Raw genomic sequence first — 15,656 nt, forward strand, 5'->3', positions numbered from 1 at the left:
TCTGACTATAAACGTGGTGTATAGGCGGGATAGGAAATCTGCTCTTCCCGAATAGTTGCGTGCGGTTCAGAGTGGTGCTCGTCACTTCACCACCTCGCATATCCAGGGAGACCTCATGCCCGCCATCACCTCGGCTCTCGTCATCGGCGCCGGAACCGCCGGGACGGCGACCGCGATCCTGCTCGCCGAGCGCGGCGTCTCGGTCGACCTCGTCGAGGCCAAGCCGGACGTCTCCGCCCTCGGCTCCGGGATCACGCTCCAGGGCAACGCGCTGCGGGTGCTGCGCGACCTGGGGGTGTGGGAGCAGGTGCGCGCGGAGGGATACGGCTACGACACTCTCGGGCTGCGGGCTCCCGACCCGGCCGGCACCCTGCTGGTCGAGATGGAGGACCACCGCACCGGCGGACCGGACCTGCCCGCCACGATGGGGATGTACCGGCCCGTCCTGGCCCGGATCCTCCTCGAGCGGGCGGTGGCGGTCGGCGCCAAGGTGCGCTTCGGGATGTCGGCGACCGAGCTCGCCCAGGATGACGCCGGCGTCGATGTCACCTTCGCTGATGGCTCCCAGGGCCGTTACGACCTCGTCGTCGGCGCCGACGGTGTCCGGTCGTGGACCCGGCGCGCGATCGGCATCGACGTCGAGCCGGAACCGGTCGGGATGGGCATCTGGCGGGCCTTCACCGACCGGCCCGACTCGGTCACCCGCACCGACCTCGTCTACGGCGGACCGTCCTACATCGCCGGCTACTGCCCGACCTCGGACGACAGTCTCTACGCCTACATCGTCGAGGCGGCCCAGGACCGCAGCGGTCTCTCGGCCGAGGACGGGCTCGCGGTGATGCGCGAGCTCGCCGAGGCCTACCACGGCCCCTGGGACGAGATCCGCGGATCGCTGACCGACCCGTCCCGGGTCAACCACACCCACTTCGAGAGCCACGTCGTCGACGGCCCCTGGAACCGCGGCCGGGTCGTGATCATCGGCGACGCCGCCCACAGCTGCCCGCCGACCCTCGCCCAGGGCGCCGCCCAAGCGCTCGAGGACGCTGCCGTGCTCGCCGAGCTGCTCACCGCTGCCGACGATCTTGCCTCCGTCTGGCCCGCGTTCACCGAGCGCCGGCTGCCCCGCGCGAAGGCCGTCGTCGAGGCCTCGCTCCAGCTCTGCACCTGGCTGAAAGCGCGCGAGCGCGGTGACGTGCCCGGACTGATGGCCCGAGTCGCCGCGCTCGTCACCCAGCCCGCCTGACCACCCCGATCTCACGAGGAGAAAACCGTGACCGACCCAGTGACCGAGACCATCATCGAGACCCCGCGCGCCGAGCGGCTGATCACCCACCTGCGCCACGTCGACCTGGCCGTACCCGACTACGAGCGGCAGCTGGAGTTCTACACGAACACCTGGAAGCTCAAGGCCGAGACGACCGACAGCGGGCTGGCGTTCCTGGCCGCGGAGGGCTCCCCGGAGCACTACTCCGTCCGCCTGCGCCGTGCTGACGACAAGCGCCTGGACCTGATCGCGTTCGGCGCGGCCAGCCCGGCCGACGTGGACGCGATGGCCGAGCGGCTCGGCCGCGCCGGGGTGAAGCTAGTCAGCGAGCCGGGCCCGGTCCTGACACCCGGCGGCGGCTACGGCTTCCGCTTCTTCGACAACGACGGACGTACGGTCGAGGTCTCCTGCGACGTCGCCGTGCGGCAGCACCGCAAGATCGAGGAGGGCGAGGCGGTCCCGGTCAAGCTCTCCCACGTCGTCATCAACTCGCCCAACCCCGAGCAGACCGTGGCGTTCTACCAGCGCCACCTCGGCTTCGCGCTCTCCGACACCCTGATGCACCCGCGGCTGGGCTCGATGATGTGGTTCCTGCGTACGAACCGGTTCCACCACAGCCTCGCGATCGCCCGCGGGCCCCACGTCGCGCTGCACCACGCCTCCTTCGAGATGCGCGGGCTGGACGAGTACATGCGCGGCACCGGGCGGCTGCTGCGGGCCGGCGTCGAGAAGATCTGGGGGCCGGGCCGGCACCTGGCCGGCAACAACACCTTCAGCTACTTCCTGGACCCGCACGGCAACACCGTCGAGTACACCACCGAGCTCGAGGAGCTCGTCGAGGACAGCTGGCACCCGCATCTGTACGACTTCAGCGACCCGGAGGTCTCCGACCAGTGGGGCACCGCCAACCCGATGGACGAGCTCGTCGCCGGCAAGTCCTTCAACGACCCGGACAAGGGCGTCTTCGTCGCCCCGCCGGTCTGAGGAGGGACGATGAAGCTCGCCACCTATCTCGACACCGATCTCGGAGTCCCGCGCGTCGGCCTGGTCACCGACGACGGCCTGTACCCGTTCGCCGTCCGGCACTCCATGCGCTCGCTGATCGAGGCCGGGCGTGACGTGCTCGACCGGGCTGCCGACCATGCCCGGGCGGCGGAGCCCCTCGATCTCGCCGAGGTCGAGCTGATGGCACCGATCGAACCCGCCTCGGTCCGCGACTTCGTCGCGTTCGAGGAGCACGTCGAGGGCGTACGCCGCTCGGTCGACGGCGTCAGCGGCGTCCCGGACGCCTGGTACGAGGCCCCGGCCTTCTACTTCACCAACCCGCACGCCATCCTGGGCCCGGGTGCGGAGGTCCCGTTCCCCGCCGCCTGCGAGGCCCGCGACTTCGAGCTGGAGGTCGCCGTCGTCGTCGGCGCCGAGGCGCGCTCCGTCTCGGCGCAGGAGGCCGAGACGTATGTCTTCGGCTACACGATCATGAACGACTGGTCCGCCCGCGACCTGCAGGGTCGCGAGATGCAGGTCGGTCTCGGGCCGGCCAAGGGCAAGGACTTCGCGACCACGCTCGGCCCGTGGATCGTGACCGCCGACGAGCTGGACCCCTACCGCGACGAGGACGGCTTCCTCGACCTGCTGTGCACGGTGTCGGTCAACGGCGTCGAGGTCGGCCGCGACCGCCTCTCGAACGTCGGCTGGACCTTCGAGACGATGATCGCGTACGCCTCCCGCGACTCCCGCGTGGTCGCCGGCGACGTCCTCGGCTCGGGCACCGTCGGCAACGGCGGCTGCCTGGCCGAGCTGTGGGGCCGGCGTGACGCGCAGGATCCGCCGCCGCTGCAACCCGGTGACGTGGTCACCCTCGAGGTCGAGGGGATCGGCACCCTCACCAACACCGTCGGGGTCGCGCCGCCCGCACCCGACCTGCCGCCGGTGCGGCGCCGCGCTCCCGCCGCCCGGCTGCGCTGATATCCACCAAGAAGAGGACTAACAGATGTTCGAGTACTTTCCCGGCAACTACGTCTGGAACCTGGGTGTGGTCGCCACGCTCAACTCCGGTGGCCTGATCGACGAGGTCGACCGCGCCTGCCGGCCGTTGAAGGAGCTGGCCGCGCAGGGCTCCGACGTGGGCACCGCCGAGTTCATGGCCGCCTGGCGCGGCGTCGCCGACCAGCTCGAGGAGCAGTCGGCCGAGGCCGAGAAGGCCGGCCACCGGCGTACGGCCGGGCAGAAGCTCTTCCGTGCGTCCGTCTACGTCTCCCAGGCCGAGCGGATGCAGCGCGCGAAGGACCCCGGCCGCAACGCCGAGTACCAGCGCAGCGTCGACCTGCTGGTCCGCTCCTTCGAGCTGCTCGACCAGCCGACGGTCAAGGTCGCCATCCCGTACGTCGAGAACGGCCGCGAGACCACCCTGCCGGCCTACTTCCACCCGGCGGTCGGTGACGGCGAGAGTGCGCCGGTCATGATCGTGTGGAACGGGCTCGACTCGACCAAGGAGATGATGGTCGGCGCCGGGGTCCACACCGAGATGGCCGCCCGCGGGATCTCGACGCTGATGGTCGACTGCGGCGGCGCCGGTGAGGCGCTGCGTCTGGACGGGCTCACCGCGCGGGTCGACACCGAGGCCTGGGCCGCAGCCTGCGTCGACTGGCTCGAGACCCGCTCGGACGTACGTGCCGACCGGATCGGGCTCGTGGGCTGGTCGCTGGGTGGCTACTACGCGCCTCGCGCCGCGGCGTACGAGAAGCGGCTGGCGCTGTGCGTGGCCTGGGGTGCCAACCACGACTGGGGCGCGGTGCAGAAGCGCCGGCTCGACCGTGAGGGCGAGAACCCGGTGCCGCACTACTGGGACCACGTGCTGTGGGTGTGGGGACAGCCCGACATCGACACGTTCATCGACTTCGCCGAGGACGTCAACCTCGACGGCGTGGTCGAGGAGATCACCGTGCCGTTCCTGATCGCCCACGGCGAGAACGACCGCCAGATCCCGCTCTCCTACGCGCATCGCTCTTACGATCAGGCGGTCAACAGTCCGAAGCGCGAGCTGCGGATCTTCACGCCGGAGGAGGGCGCGACCGAGCACATCGGCTTGGACCACTTCCCGCACGTCGTCGGCTTCATCGCCGACTGGGTGGCCGACACCTTCACCGAGCTGGACGCGTCGTGACCTCCCTTGATCGGAGCGATCCCGAAGGCGAGATCGCGAAGACGGTCGCCCGCGTCTCGAACTGGGGTCGCTGGGGCGAGGACGACGTCCACGGCACGATGAACTTCCTCACCGATCAGATGAGGATCGAGGCGGCGGGGCTGGTGCGGACCGGCCGGTCCTACTCGCTCTCGCTGCCCTTCGACATGGACGGGCCGCAGAACGGCTGGCGGCGGCGTACGAACCCGGTGCACACCATGCTCGACACCGGCACCGACGCGGTCGCCGGTATCCAGGGGTTCCCGCACGGGATCGGCGGCGCGGACGACGTCATCGCGATGCCGCTGCAGTGCTCGACCCAGTGGGACGGGCTCGGCCACATCTTCGACCACGGGCAGGCCTGGAACGGCCGCCCGGCGGAGTCCGTGGTCACCTCGCTGGGCGATGGCGTCACCGGGATCGAGACGGTCGCGGACGTGGTCTGCGGTCGCGGGGTGCTGCTCGACGTCGGCCGCGCAGTCGGCACCGACGGTGAGCTCCCCGACGGCTTCGCGATCACCGAGGAGCACCTGGAGCACACGATCGCCGCCCAGGGGGCCAGCGCGGCCGTGGGCCGCGGCGACATCGTCGTCGTACGCACCGGGCAGCTCTCCCGCGCCCGCCGGGGCGTCGCCGCGGGTGAGGGCTGGGGCGGCTATGCCGGGGGAGCGGCCCCCGGTCTCTCCTTCACCACTGCCGACTGGCTGCATCGCACCGAGATCGCCGCGATCGCCACCGACACCTGGGGTTTCGAGGTCCGGCCCAACGAGTTCGACGAGGCCTTCCAGCCCCTCCACCAGGTCGCCATCCCGCACCTCGGCCTCTTTCTGGGCGAGATGTGGGACCTCGACGGCCTCGCCGCCGCGTGCGCTGAGGACGGTCGGTTCGACTTCCTGCTCACCGCGGCGCCCCTGCGGGTCACCGGCGCCGTCGGCGCCCCGGTCAACCCCATCGCCCTGCGCTGACCACGCTGGTCGAGCCGCGAGGCCGCCTGCGGCCGAGCGTGTCGAGACCAACACAGTCCCATCGAGCGCGAAGGCGACCGTGTTGGTCTCGACACGGATTCGTTCGTTCCTCACGAATCCGGCTCGACCAGCGGGGCGGTTGGCGGGGCAATCTGCTGGCGACCGGGCCGGAGACGGCGTCGATGGGCTGCTCGAGAGGGATCCCGGAGCAGCGCCGACCCAGGCGAAGACGATCGAGTCCTCCTCACCCTTGAGATAGCGGTGCGTGCGTACGCCGCCGGTGGCACGGCCCTTGGCGGGGTACTCGCTGAACGGGGTGGTCTTGACCGAGCCCGGCCCCGCGCCGGCAGAGCGATCGAGGTTCCGACCGCCACCGACACCAGGGCCAATGAGAATCCAACGTTCCGTGTGCGCTCTAACGTCCGCCCGAACCGGCACGAACGAGAACGTGCGGGATGGCTTCATCTTGCCGACCGATGCCCGAGGGGTCGTCAACGATGCGATCTCGTCAGCAGTAGGCACGGGGCATCCGGTGCCGACCCCCTGACCGTCCGCTCGCTCGCCCGAGTCTCGCGTTCGGTCTGTGCGACATCGCCGGTGCGCGGCGGTCGCGACCGCCGTCGAGATCTGTCTGTCGACGGCTTCGTCGCGAAGGTGGGCCGTTGACTGTTAACAGTCAACTGTGCCACTCTGGTGACGTTCGCCACATGCGACCACCGTCACAGTCAGCGTCAGGAGACCATCGTGAGCACTCGTCGTACCGCCGTCATCACCGGAGCCGCCTCGCCGAAGGGGATCGGCCTCGCCACGGCCCATCGCTTCGTGAACGAGGGTTGGGACGTCGTGGTCCTCGACCTCGACGCCGACGGTGTAGCCGGAGTGGCCAAGGAACTCGCCGACCACGGCATGGCACGGTCCTTCGGCCACGTGGTGGACGTAGCCGACGAGGTCTCGGTCCTCGCCGCTCGTGACGCGGTTGCGGCGGAGGTGGCCGCGGAGCGGCTCGCTCCGGTCGGCGCGGTGGTCAATGTCGCAGGCATCACCTCGCCGGTGGACTTCCTCGACACCACGCTCGAGTTGTGGAACCGGGTGATGGCTGTGAACGCCACCGGGACGTATCTGGTCACCAAGGCGTTCCTGCCGGCGATGATCGAGCAGGGCTGGGGTCGGGTCGTCAACATGTCGTCGGTCTCCGCGCAGCGAGGCGGCGGAGTGTTCGGCAAGGTTCCCTACTCCTCGGCCAAGGCCGCCGTCCTCGGTTTCACCAAGGCGTTGGCTCGCGAGCTCGGTCCCACCGGCATCACCGTCAATGCCGTGACCCCAGGGGCGGTAGACACCGACATCCGGGTCGGCAGCACGGACGAGCAGGAGGCCGAGATCGCGCGTGCGATCCCGGTAGGGCGGACCGCCACCACCGACGAGGTCGCGGCGTCGATCGTGTTCCTGGCGTCCGAGGACGCCGGCTACCTCACCGGCGTCACGCTCGACATCAACGGCGGAAGCCACCTTCACTGACCCGTAGCGACCCATCTAGGAGTTGAGCATGGATACCGCCGTACTCGTCCATCTGATCATCGCCGTCGTCGGCATCGTGGTCCTGATCGCCTGGGCCAAGATCAACCCGGTCATCTCGCTGGTCGTGGGTGCGCTCTATCTCGGCGTGGCCGGAGGACTGGGATTCGCCGACACGGTCGCCGCAGTCAACGAGGGCTTCGGCAACCTGATGGCCGAGGTGGGCCTGATCATCGGCTTCGGCGTGATGATCGGCACCACCCTCACCGCCACCGGGACCATCCAGCGGGTCGTCGACGGGTTGCTGCGGCTGGTCGGACCGCAGAAGTCGCCGTACGTGCTGGGGTTGAGCGCCGGCATCATCTTCCCCTCCATCTACTTCGACGTCGCCCTGGTCATCCTCGCGCCGATCGCAGGAGCACTCGCCAAGCGCACCGGTCGAAGCATCGCGACGATGGCCGGTTCCTTGGCGATCGGGCTCGAGGTCGCACTGTTGATCGTGGTCCCGGGTGTGGCGGCGGTCGCGGTCGCCGGACCCCTCGGCGTCGACCTCGGCACCCTGTTGCTGTGGGGCATCCCGCTGGCCGTGTTCTTCATCATCTCCAGCATCTATCTCCACGACCGACTGATGCGGCTCATCTTCGACCCGGTGAAGGACCGTGACGACGCCTTCGACGACTCCATCTTCGGTGTCGAGGGCACCGAGAAACCGTCCACCGGCGGCGACGACACTGATGGCGATGGCGATGGCGATGGCGATGGCGATGGCGATGGCGATGGCGATGGCGATGGCCGTGTGAGCGTGGCGACGGCGCCTGCGCCCACCGCGACGAAGTACCGCATGCCGCTGGTGGTCGCACTCCTTCCGGTGATCGTTCCGGTGTTACTGATAGTCGTCGACACCATCGCCCGAGTCGCGGGGCAGGAGGTGCCGCTGCTGTCCTTCCTCGGCAGCCCGGTGGTGGCCCTGCTGATCGGTCTGTTCATCGGCATCCTGCTCGCCGTCCCTGCGGTCACTCGAGACGGCGTCGACGAGCTCATCACCAGGGGAGCCCAGACCTCGGGGTCGATCCTCCTGTTCACCGGGGTCGCGGGCTCCCTCGGCCAGGTGATCACCGAGGTGGGCGTCGCAGACATGCTCAGTTCTGTCTTCCAAGCCAATGCCTCGATTCCGGTGCTTCTGGCCTGGGCGGTCGCCGCCGTTCTGCGCCTGGCGCAGGGCTCTGCGTCGGTGGCAGCGATCACCGCGGCCAGCCTGCTCGCACCGGTGCTCGGCTCGATCGATACCGCGGCGATCCTCATCCTGCTGGCCTCGGGCTGCGGCGCGGCATTCGGTGGCCACGTCACTGACAACACCTTCTGGATCTTCAAACAGATGCTCGGCTTCACCACCAAGGGCACCTTCAAGATCTATACCCTCGCGCAGTCGACCTTCGCCGTCGTCGGCCTGGTCACCTGCCTGGCACTGGACCTGGTGGTATGACGATGTCCGCTACCTCGCGAACCCCCAAGCAGCGCGTCACCTTCGTCGGCGTCGGCGCGATCGGCCTCCCGATGGCGAAGCAGATCCTGCGGCACGGCCATGAGGTCGTCGCCGTCGACCCCGGTGCCGCCCAGAGAGAGCGCGCCGAGGCCGTCGGCCTCCGCGCCGGCGCCACCCCCGAGTCTGCCGCCGAGGCCGATGTGGTGATCTGCATGGTGGCGACCCCCGATCAGCTGCGCACCGTTGCTATCGGCAGCGATGGCGTCCTGAGCCGCATGCGCGCCGGCAGCATCTTCGTCGTCATGAGCACAGTCGGCCCGCAGGCGGTCACCGATCTGGTGAACGTAGCGCCCGAGGGCGTACGCATCCTGGATGCACCGGTGACCGGAGGCGTCGCCCGTGCTCGCACCGGAGATCTGCTCGTCTTCGCTGCCGGCCCCGACGCGACCATCGAGACCGCACGACCGGTGCTCGAGGCGTTGGGCAGCATCGTCGAATGTGGCCCGGACGCCGGCCAGGGGCAGGCGTACAAGGCGGTCAACCAGCTGCTCTGCTCGGTGCACATCGTCGCCGCGGCCGAGGCTCTGGCGCTGGCCGAGCGGCTCGGACTGGACCCCGAACGAGTGTTGCCAGCCGTCGCCGGCGGTGCCGGTGGCTCCTGGATGCTCTCGGACCGGGGACCGCGGATGCTGCAGGGCCTCGACGCCGAGGTCACCAGTGCCATCGAGATCTTCGTCAAGGACGCCTCGCTGGTCACACAGATCGCCGATGACATCGGCTTCGAGGCTCCTCTGATCGCGGCCGCCCGGGCGAAGTACCTCGATGCCCGTGACGCCGGGCTCGGCAAGCACGACGACTCCCAAGTGATCGCGACCTACCGCCAGCAGCACCGAGACCCGTACAGACTCCCGCACGAAGGAAGTGAGTGACATGTCCACCCATCAACCCGCCGCCGCACCAGCTCGGGTCGCCGACAGCGCTGACGAGCATCGGCTCCAGCGCATCCGTGAGGCGGCCCAACGGATCCGGGCGAACGCGCTGGTGCAGGCAGAAGTGCAGGGACAGGGCTACATCGGCCAGGCCCTCGACATCGCCGATGTGCTCGCCGTCCTGTACGCCGACCAGCTCCGTCTGCGTCCCGACGACCCGACGTGGGAGGGGCGCGACCGGTGCCTGCTCTCCATCGGCCACTACGCCCTGGCCCTGTACGCGGCCTTGGCCGAGGCCGGCGTGATCCCGCGTGAGGAGCTGACCACCTACGCCACCGACGGCTCGCGACTGCCGATGTCGGCGATGGCGTCCTACACCCCCGGCGTGGAGATCTCCGGTGGCTCCTTGGGCCACGGCCTCACCATCGCCAACGGCGTCGCGCTCGGCCTCAAGCGCAAGAGCAACGACGCCTTCGTCTACAACATCCTCTCCGACGGCGAACTCAACGAAGGTTCCACGTGGGAGGCGGCCGCGGTCGCCGCCCACCACGGGCTCGACAATCTGATCGCCATCGTCGACTTCAACAACCAGCAGGCCGACGGCAAGAGCAGCGAGATGCTCGGTATGGAGCCCATCGGGGCCAAGTTCGAGGCCTTTGGCTGGGTCACCCGACGAGTCGACGGAAACAACGTCGCCGAGGTCCTCCCGGCGCTCGAGGAGCTCCGCTCCGTCGAAGACCCGGCGCCACGCTGCCTCGTCGTGAACACCAAGCTCGGCAAGGGGGTCGACTTCCTCGAGCAGCGCGAGAAGCTCCACTTCATGCAAGTGGCGCCGGAGGAATGGAAGCTCGCCCACGACCAACTGAAGGAGCAGGCATGAGCACCGTCAACCAGAGCCCGAAGCGGCTCACCTCCGACGCGATGAGCGCCTCGCTCGCCCGCGCGGACCAGCGCGTCACCGCAGCTCCGCTCGGGCATGCGCTCGTCGCCCTGGCCGAACAGGACGAGCGGGTCCTCGGACTCTCGGCCGACCTCGCGAAGTACACCGACCTGCACATCCTGCGTGACGCTTTGCCGGAGCGCTTCTACCAGATCGGCATGGCCGAGCAGGCGCTGCTGGGTGCCGCCGCGGGCCTGGCCATGGAGGGTTTCATTCCGTTCGCGTCGACCTACTCCGTCTTCGCGACCCGGCGCGCCTACGACTTCCTGTGCTTGGACATCGCCGAAGCCAACCTGAACGTCAACATGGTGTGTGCCCTGCCCGGACTGACGACCGGCTACGGCCCCTCGCACCAGGCCACCGAGGACATCGCCATCCTGCGCGGCATGCCCAACCTGACGATCGTCGACCCCGCCGACGCGGTGGACATCGAGCAGGCGGTTCCCCAACTGGCCGCCCACGACGGACCGACCTACATGCGGGTCCTGCGCGGCAAGGTGCCGCGGGTGCTCGACGAGTACGACTACACCTTCGAGCTCGGCAAGGCGAAGCTCATCCGCGGCGGCGGTGAGGTGCTGCTCATCTCTACCGGGCTGATGACCGAACGCGCCCTGGAGGCCGCCGCCGCGCTCGAGGAGGCAGGCGTCGACACCGCCGTGCTGCACGTGCCCACCCTCAAGCCGTTGGACGAGGAGACGATCCGACGCGAGCTCGGCCGCGACCGGTTGGTGCTCACCTGTGAGAACCACACGATCATCGGAGGTCTTTTCGACGCGATCGCCCACATGCTGGTGCGTGACGGGACCGTCCGACGGATCACTCCGGTCGGCCTGCCCGACGAGTTCCTCGACGCCGGCGCCCTGCCGACGCTGGCGGACAGGTACGGCGTCAGCACGGACAAGCTGGTGGAGCGGGTCCTGGGCCTGCGTCGCAGTCAGGACGCCTGAGGACGAGCCGTGACCGCGGCTGCCGGGTCCGCTCACTATCATGGGGAAGACCAGCCACCGACTACCTCAGTCCCGGAGGATCCGTATCCCGTGAGCACCCAGTCAGCCGCCCTGTCCGGCCTGGCACGGACCAACCTCCGTGAACAGGCGCTCTCGGCATTGCGGCAGGCCATCAGCACGGGCGAGCTACCACCGGGCACTCACCTGGTGGAGGTCGACCTCTCCGAGCGTCTCGGCATCAGCCGCGGAACGCTGAGGGAGGCCATGCGACAGCTGCAGCAAGAAGGCATCGTGTCGACGAACGCCCGCGGGCGCCTGGCCGTGCGTACATTGGACGCCAAGGAGGTCGCCGACCTCTTCATCGTGCGGGCGGCACTGGAGTCGGCCGCAGCTCAGACACTGTGTGAGCGGGAGGACCGCGACGAGATCGTCAGTGTCCTGCGCGAGACCCTGCGCATGATGGATGAGGCCGTCGAATCGTCGCTGGAGGAGCGCATCGAGACCGACCTCAACTTCCATCTGACGCTGTGCCGGCTCACCGGCAACGCCACCCTGCTTCACTCCTGGCGCAACCTCGAGGGCGCGATCCGGATGTCCTTCATGTGGGCGGGCGAGGCCAAGGCAGTCGGCAACATGCGGGTCGACCGTCACGCGGCCATCGTCGACGCCATCGAGGCCGGCGACGGGGAGACGGCCCGAGCTGTCGTCCTCGACCACATGGCCGAGGCCTCGGCCAACCTCGTCCGAGGCTGACCGAGGCCGCGACCTCGACGCTGGTCGCCAGGCACGTCAACGGATTCGTTCGTTCCTCACGATTCCGGCTCGACCGACGGGCAAAGGCTGGCGCGGGCTACCTGTTGGCGACCGGCCCGGCGACGGCGTCGATGGGCTGTTCCAGCGGGATGCCGGAGCCGTCGCGGCGCGGGTCGATCTCGGGCAGCTCGATGGGCGCCCCGGAGGCTGCTGCCGCCATGGCAGGAGCGGCGCCGACCCAGGCGAAGACGATCGAGTCCTCGCCCTTGAGGTAGCGGTGTGCGCGTACGCCGCCGGTGGCACGGCCCTTGGCGGGGTACTCGCTGAACGGCGTGGTCTTCACCGAGCCGGTCTCGGTGCCGGGCAGAGCGCTCGAGGAGCCGGCGACGGTCACGACCGCGGCACCCTCGGGGGCGTCGGGGGAGACGACGCCGAAGAAGACGACCTTGGACCCGTGGGCCATCCGGACGCCGGCCATCCCGCCCGCGCTGCGGCCCTGGGGGCGTACGACATCGGCGGGGAAGTGGAGGAGCTGGGCGTCGGAGGTGACGAAGACGAGCGACTCGGTGCCGGTGCGCAGCTCGGCCGCGCCGACCACCTCGTCGCCGTCGGCGAGCTTGATGACCTCCCACTCGTCCTTGTTGAGCAGCACCTCCGGGTTGACCCGCTTCACCACGCCCAGGCGGGTGCCGAGCGCAATGCCGGGACCGTCGGTGGCCAGCGTCGTGAGCGCCAGCGCACGCTCGTCGGACTCCAGCGAGAGCAGCGCGGACAGAGGCAGACCGCCGGAGAGGTTCGGGTCGCCGTGGGTCGGCGGCATCGCCGGCAGGTCGAGCACACCGAGACGTACGAGGCGCCCGCGGGAGGTGAGCACGCCGATCTGGCCGCGCGCGGTCGCCGGGACCACCGAGACGATCACGTCGTGGTTGGCGCGGCTCCCCCCAGATCCAGCAGAGCCAGTGGAGAACGGCTCGGCATCCGAGGAGCGGGCCAGGAGACCGGTCGAGGAGAGCAGCGCAAAGCACGGGTCGTCGGCGACCTCCAGGCTCATCGCCTCGAGCGCCGGGGTGCCGGCGGAGGCGAGCAGCACGGTGCGCCGCGGGGTGCCGAACGTCTTGGCCACCTCGGCCAGCTCGTCGGAGACGACCTTGCGCAGCATCTCGTCGTCGCCGAGGATCGAGTCGAGGTATTCGATCGTCGAGCGCAGGTCGTCGCGCTCCTTCTCCAGCTCGATCTTGGAGAACTTCGTCAACCGGCGCAGCGCCATGTCGAGGATGTACTCCGCCTGCGGCTGGCTCAGGTCGAAGACCGACATCAGCCGCTCCTTGGCCTCGCCGGCGTTGTCGGAGGAGCGGATCAGCTGGATGACCTCGTCGATGTCGAGGATCGCGATCAGCAGGCCGTCGACGAGGTGGAGCCGGTCGGCGGCCCGGTCGCGGCGGAACTGCGAACGGCGGCGGACGACCTCGTAGCGGTGTCCCAGGAAGACCTCGAGGAGCTCCTTGAGGCCGAGGGTGCGCGGCTGGCCGTCGACGAGCGCGACGTTGTTGATGCCGAAGGAGTCCTCCAGCGGCGTCATCTTGTAGAGCTGCTCGAGGACGGCCTCGGGCACGAACCCGTTCTTGACCTCGATGACGAGCCGGGTGCCGTGCTCGCGGTCGGTGAGGTCCTTGAGGTCGGCGATGCCCTGGATCTTCTTCGACTGCACCAGCGTCTTGACCCGCTCGATGATCTTCTCGGTGCCGATGTTGAACGGCAGCTCGGTGATCACGATGCCCTTGCGGCGCCCGAACGGCTCGATCCGCGTGGTGGCGCGGATCTTGAAGGAGCCACGGCCGGTCTCGTACGCATCCCGGATCCCGTCCAGGCCGACGATGGTGCCGCCGGTGGGGAGGTCGGGGCCGGGGATGAACTTCATCAGCGTGTCGAGCTCGGCGCCCGGGTGCTTGATCAGGTGGCGCGCGGCGGCGATGACCTCGATCAGGTTGTGCGGGGCCATGTTGGTGGCCATCCCGACCGCGATCCCGGTGGCGCCGTTGACCAGCAGGTTGGGGATCGCGGCGGGGAGCACGCTCGGCTCCATCTCCCGCGAGTCGTAGTTGGGCCGGAAGTCGACCGTGTCTTCCTTGATGTCATCGGTCATCGCCTGCGCGGCCGGACCCATCCGGGCCTCGGTGTAACGCATCGCGGCAGCCGGGTCGTCGCCGCCGGGGGAGCCGAAGTTGCCGTGACCGTCGATCATCGGCAGCCGCATCGCCCACGGCTGCGCCATCCGGACGAGGGCGTCGTAGATCGCGCCGTCACCGTGCGGGTGCAGCTTGCCCATCACCTCACCGACGATGCGGGCACACTTCACGTGGCCCCGGTCAGGGCGGACGCCCATGTCGTTCATCGTGTAGAGGATCCGGCGCTGCACCGGCTTGAGACCGTCACGGGCGTCGGGCAGCGCCCGCGAGTAGATGACGGAGTAGGAGTACTCCAGGAATGAGGACCGCATCTCGTCCCCGATGTCGGTGTCGAGGATGTGCTCCTCGAAGTCGTCGGGGACGTCCTGCTTGGTCTTGCCGCGTGCCATAAGGGGCATTGTCTCGAATCCCTGTGCGAACGCCACACCGGGCTCGCCGATTGAGCCCAATCAGTCCGCCGGCCCCTTCCGTACGCCGCACATCCGCGTACATTGGCTGTAGAGACCAAACCGTCCAGGAGTCACCGGTTCAACGCACATGGAGGTGCTTGAAGATGGCTGTCACCCAGATCGAGCTCGACAACGAGCTGCTCGCGGAGGTCCAGCGGATCTCCGGCGCGACCACGCCCCAGGAGGCGGTGGAGTTCGCCGTGCGCGAGCTCGTCCTCCGCAACCATGAGGGCGACGCCCCCAAGCACGCCCAGAAGCTGGCGCGGAACTGGGACTACGACGGTTGGCGGGTGCTCAACGAGCGCGACCGCGCCAACGCCGTACGCCACTGACGGCGGGGGCCTGTCCTAGACAGGGACCACCGTGAGGATGTGCTCAAGGCCCTTGAAGTCCCCGGGATTACGGGTGAGGAGCGCAGCCCGGGCGTGACGGGCGGTAGCCGCGATCATGAGGTCGGCTGTTCTGCTCCGTGGATTTCGGCCGCCTGTCTTCACGGCAGCGGCTATCGCGCCATACCAGTGTGCGACCTCGACGCTGTAAGGGATCGGGTCGTACGCGGCGAGGACGGTCCTATAGCGATGCTCGCGTTCCGCGGACTTGATCGGGTCCGATGTGTGCAGCCCGAATGAAAGCTCGCCGACCGTGACGGCCGAGATAGCTACGTGGGCCGCGAGGTCGGCGAGGTCGGGTGGCGGCGCGATGACGACCGAGGTGTCAAGGAGGCCGAGATCGTGGATGCTCATCCCTGCTGCTCTTCTTCCCACGGATCACGAATGGTGTCGTCGATGAATTCGTCGAGGCTGCGAATGTCGGCGAGCCAATCGAGGGCGACATCGTCGTTCGCTCCGGGCTCGTCCCAGCGAGGGATGTTGTCGGAACTGCGCCAGACCGGGGGCTTCGTGTTCGGGACGTGAGGCACGAGATCTGCAACCGGGACGCCGTCGCGGGTCACGGTGAACGCTTCTCCGGCGCGGACGCGGTCGATGATCTGAGCGTTGTGGTTGCGAAGATCGCGTTGCGGAATCGTCGTGCTCATACCGACAGTGT

Annotated in this window: 15 protein-coding genes; 12 read left to right on the forward strand and 3 right to left on the reverse strand. The window is 69.0% G+C overall.

Translation table 11 applies throughout. The annotated features are described in order from the left end of the window. Nucleotides 1-115 precede the first annotated feature (115 nt). The 11 genes from IEY84_RS04675 to IEY84_RS04725 all read left to right on the forward strand — a co-directional run bounded on the left by IEY84_RS04675 (nucleotide 116) and on the right by IEY84_RS04725 (nucleotide 11,974). On the forward strand, nucleotides 116-1,243 hold the full coding sequence (locus tag IEY84_RS04675) for an FAD-dependent monooxygenase (RefSeq protein WP_183545104.1): 1,128 nt from the start codon (nucleotides 116-118) through the stop codon (nucleotides 1,241-1,243). A gap of 27 nt (nucleotides 1,244-1,270) precedes the next feature. Beyond that, complete coding sequence (locus IEY84_RS04680) at nucleotides 1,271-2,248, forward strand: VOC family protein (protein WP_229788340.1); 978 nt, start codon at nucleotides 1,271-1,273, stop codon at nucleotides 2,246-2,248. A gap of 9 nt (nucleotides 2,249-2,257) precedes the next feature. Continuing rightward, complete coding sequence (locus IEY84_RS04685; RefSeq protein WP_183545102.1) at nucleotides 2,258-3,229, forward strand: fumarylacetoacetate hydrolase family protein; 972 nt, start codon at nucleotides 2,258-2,260, stop codon at nucleotides 3,227-3,229. Between the two features lie 25 nt (nucleotides 3,230-3,254). After that, nucleotides 3,255-4,427: an alpha/beta hydrolase family protein gene (locus tag IEY84_RS04690; protein ID WP_183545100.1), complete on the forward strand. Its 1,173-nt coding sequence runs from the start codon at nucleotides 3,255-3,257 to the stop codon at nucleotides 4,425-4,427. Next, nucleotides 4,424-5,410, forward strand: a complete 987-nt coding sequence (locus tag IEY84_RS04695; RefSeq protein ID WP_183545098.1) for a cyclase family protein — start codon at nucleotides 4,424-4,426, stop codon at nucleotides 5,408-5,410. Before IEY84_RS04690 ends, IEY84_RS04695 begins: the two co-directional genes overlap by 4 nt. 744 nt (nucleotides 5,411-6,154) lie before the next feature. Further along, nucleotides 6,155-6,925, forward strand: a complete 771-nt coding sequence (locus IEY84_RS04700; protein ID WP_229788342.1) for an SDR family NAD(P)-dependent oxidoreductase — start codon at nucleotides 6,155-6,157, stop codon at nucleotides 6,923-6,925. A gap of 28 nt (nucleotides 6,926-6,953) precedes the next feature. Then, the gene (locus tag IEY84_RS04705) at nucleotides 6,954-8,405 is read left to right on the forward strand and encodes a GntP family permease (protein ID WP_183545096.1); all 1,452 of its coding nucleotides are present in this window, start codon (nucleotides 6,954-6,956) and stop codon (nucleotides 8,403-8,405) included. Beyond that, entirely contained in the window at nucleotides 8,402-9,334 is a 933-nt protein-coding gene (locus IEY84_RS04710; RefSeq protein ID WP_221208742.1) for an NAD(P)-dependent oxidoreductase, read from the forward strand. The genes IEY84_RS04705 and IEY84_RS04710 overlap by 4 nt, the downstream gene beginning before the upstream one ends. A 1-nt stretch (nucleotide 9,335) precedes the next feature. Next, nucleotides 9,336-10,214, forward strand: a complete 879-nt coding sequence (locus IEY84_RS04715) for a transketolase (protein ID WP_183545094.1) — start codon at nucleotides 9,336-9,338, stop codon at nucleotides 10,212-10,214. Beyond that, complete coding sequence (locus IEY84_RS04720; RefSeq protein WP_183545092.1) at nucleotides 10,211-11,221, forward strand: transketolase family protein; 1,011 nt, start codon at nucleotides 10,211-10,213, stop codon at nucleotides 11,219-11,221. The genes IEY84_RS04715 and IEY84_RS04720 overlap by 4 nt, the downstream gene beginning before the upstream one ends. A 90-nt stretch (nucleotides 11,222-11,311) precedes the next feature. Further along, the gene (locus IEY84_RS04725) at nucleotides 11,312-11,974 is read left to right on the forward strand and encodes a GntR family transcriptional regulator (protein WP_183545090.1); all 663 of its coding nucleotides are present in this window, start codon (nucleotides 11,312-11,314) and stop codon (nucleotides 11,972-11,974) included. Between the two features lie 97 nt (nucleotides 11,975-12,071). On the opposite strand, the gene IEY84_RS04730 is transcribed toward IEY84_RS04725, so the two are convergent. Then, nucleotides 12,072-14,549 (reverse strand): DNA gyrase/topoisomerase IV subunit A, encoded by a 2,478-nt coding sequence (locus IEY84_RS04730; RefSeq protein ID WP_183545088.1) that lies wholly within the window; start codon nucleotides 14,547-14,549, stop codon nucleotides 12,072-12,074. A 164-nt stretch (nucleotides 14,550-14,713) separates the two neighbouring features. Between IEY84_RS04730 and IEY84_RS04735 the strand changes: the two genes are divergently transcribed. Next, the gene (locus IEY84_RS04735) at nucleotides 14,714-14,941 is read left to right on the forward strand and encodes a type II toxin-antitoxin system VapB family antitoxin (RefSeq protein ID WP_183545086.1); all 228 of its coding nucleotides are present in this window, start codon (nucleotides 14,714-14,716) and stop codon (nucleotides 14,939-14,941) included. Nucleotides 14,942-14,956: 15 nt separating this feature from the next. Here IEY84_RS04735 and IEY84_RS04740 read toward each other — a convergent pair whose 3' ends face one another. Beyond that, nucleotides 14,957-15,352, reverse strand: a complete 396-nt coding sequence (locus IEY84_RS04740) for a PIN domain-containing protein (RefSeq protein ID WP_183545084.1) — start codon at nucleotides 15,350-15,352, stop codon at nucleotides 14,957-14,959. Beyond that, entirely contained in the window at nucleotides 15,349-15,645 is a 297-nt protein-coding gene (locus tag IEY84_RS04745) for a type II toxin-antitoxin system Phd/YefM family antitoxin (RefSeq protein ID WP_183545075.1), read from the reverse strand. Before IEY84_RS04745 ends, IEY84_RS04740 begins: the two co-directional genes overlap by 4 nt. Nucleotides 15,646-15,656: the final 11 nt, after the last annotated feature.

It is taken from the genome of Nocardioides albus, assembly GCF_014648255.1.
GTDB classification, from domain to species: Bacteria; Actinomycetota; Actinomycetes; order Propionibacteriales; family Nocardioidaceae; genus Nocardioides; species Nocardioides albus.

What these genes read in the sequence shown, in the direction of transcription:
- IEY84_RS04675 (WP_183545104.1), top strand. Translation starts at nt 116, where the DNA reads ATGCCCGCCATCACCTCGGCTCTCGTCATCGGCGCCGGAACCGCCGGG.
- IEY84_RS04685 (WP_183545102.1), top strand. Translation starts at nt 2,258, where the DNA reads ATGAAGCTCGCCACCTATCTCGACACCGATCTCGGAGTCCCGCGCGTC.
- IEY84_RS04690 (WP_183545100.1), top strand. Translation starts at nt 3,255, where the DNA reads ATGTTCGAGTACTTTCCCGGCAACTACGTCTGGAACCTGGGTGTGGTC.
- IEY84_RS04705 (WP_183545096.1), top strand. Translation starts at nt 6,954, where the DNA reads ATGGATACCGCCGTACTCGTCCATCTGATCATCGCCGTCGTCGGCATC.
- IEY84_RS04710 (WP_221208742.1), top strand. Translation starts at nt 8,402, where the DNA reads ATGACGATGTCCGCTACCTCGCGAACCCCCAAGCAGCGCGTCACCTTC.
- IEY84_RS04715 (WP_183545094.1), top strand. Translation starts at nt 9,336, where the DNA reads ATGTCCACCCATCAACCCGCCGCCGCACCAGCTCGGGTCGCCGACAGC.
- IEY84_RS04720 (WP_183545092.1), top strand. Translation starts at nt 10,211, where the DNA reads ATGAGCACCGTCAACCAGAGCCCGAAGCGGCTCACCTCCGACGCGATG.
- IEY84_RS04730 (WP_183545088.1), bottom strand. Translation starts at nt 14,549, where the DNA reads ATGGCACGCGGCAAGACCAAGCAGGACGTCCCCGACGACTTCGAGGAG.
- IEY84_RS04735 (WP_183545086.1), top strand. Translation starts at nt 14,714, where the DNA reads ATGGCTGTCACCCAGATCGAGCTCGACAACGAGCTGCTCGCGGAGGTC.
- IEY84_RS04740 (WP_183545084.1), bottom strand. Translation starts at nt 15,352, where the DNA reads ATGAGCATCCACGATCTCGGCCTCCTTGACACCTCGGTCGTCATCGCG.
- IEY84_RS04745 (WP_183545075.1), bottom strand. Translation starts at nt 15,645, where the DNA reads ATGAGCACGACGATTCCGCAACGCGATCTTCGCAACCACAACGCTCAG.